General features: G+C 57.7%; 1 protein-coding gene and 2 rRNA genes. 2 read left to right on the top strand and 1 reads right to left on the bottom strand.

Annotated elements, in window-relative coordinates; translation table 11 throughout:
* Both EAW56_RS12485 and rrf read left to right on the top strand, forming a co-directional pair.
* Positions 1–129 (top strand): 23S ribosomal RNA (locus EAW56_RS12485); the annotation flags it as partial.
* Positions 130–303: 174 nt separating this feature from the next.
* A 5S ribosomal RNA gene (rrf, locus tag EAW56_RS12480) occupies positions 304–421 on the top strand.
* 339 nt (positions 422–760) lie between these two features.
* Here rrf and EAW56_RS12475 read toward each other — a convergent pair.
* Positions 761–1,004: integrase core domain-containing protein (locus EAW56_RS12475; protein ID WP_147453343.1), on the bottom strand; the 244-nt coding region annotated here is incomplete at its 5' end.

Below are 1,004 nucleotides of genomic sequence, written 5' to 3'. Positions count from 1 at the left end.
CTAAGCGGGAAGCCTGTTTTGAGATGAGGTTTCTTAGGCGCCCAGGAGATGACTGGGTTGATAGGCCAGATCTGGAAGCATCGTAAGGTGTGGAGGTGACTGGTACTAATCCGCCGTTGATCAAACAACCAACACGTATGTGGATACACTTGTGGTGTTGTAGGTTTGCGAAACGATTTGTTTGCGTCCACTATGCAGTTGCTGGCACAGCACACTGTTGGCCAACTGTTCATATTGTTGAATATTTTGACTGTCGCATCACCAATCCTTGGTGGTTGGTGGCTGGCATGCCCCGTTGGGTGTGTCGGTGGTTGATGGCGGCGGGGAAACGCCCGGTCCCATTCCGAACCCGGAAGCTAAGCCCGCCCGCGCTGATGGTACTGCACTCGGGAGGGTGTGGGAGAGTAGGTTACCGCCGACCCTAAACATGAGAGATAATTTCATATTTGTGTGTGCGCCCCGGCCCCGGGGGTGGTGGGATCATGTGTTGATCCGCACCGCCCTTTGTGGCCGGGGCGCTTCTCTATGCGCGTAGCAGGGTGGGGGGAGCCTGGCCCGCCGAGACGCGTAACCTGCCACCGGGGAGTAGCCGTTGTCAGCTGCCGTCTGTGACGGGCATCAATGGCGGGGGCTCGGCCGACCCACGAGGCGTGCGTACTTGGTGCTAGCTCCATCTACACCGACCGGACACATGCGACCTGGGCTTTTCCCGCTAGCCGAGCGCACATGGTGAAGCGTCCTGGGTTTGGTTCCGCTTCTTTTACGGCCCTGTGTTGATGGGCTCGGTGAGATAGTACTCGGTTTCTACTTCTTGTGGGGTGGCGTAGTCCAACGCCTCGTGAAGACGTTTGGTGTTCCACCAGTGCACCCACCGCAGGGTGGCTAGCTCGACTTCTCCTACTGATGTCCACGGGCCTTGAGGATGGATAAGTTCAGCCTTGTAGAGACCGTTAACAGTCTCGGCCAGCGCGTTGTCATAGGAATCTCCGACTGTGCCGACACTC

Origin of the sequence: Corynebacterium gottingense (assembly GCF_003693265.1) — a bacterium.
Classification (GTDB): domain Bacteria; phylum Actinomycetota; class Actinomycetes; order Mycobacteriales; family Mycobacteriaceae; genus Corynebacterium; species Corynebacterium gottingense.
The sequence above is the reverse complement of the archived record's forward strand: the minus strand, read 5'-3'. Positions and strand labels throughout refer to the sequence as shown.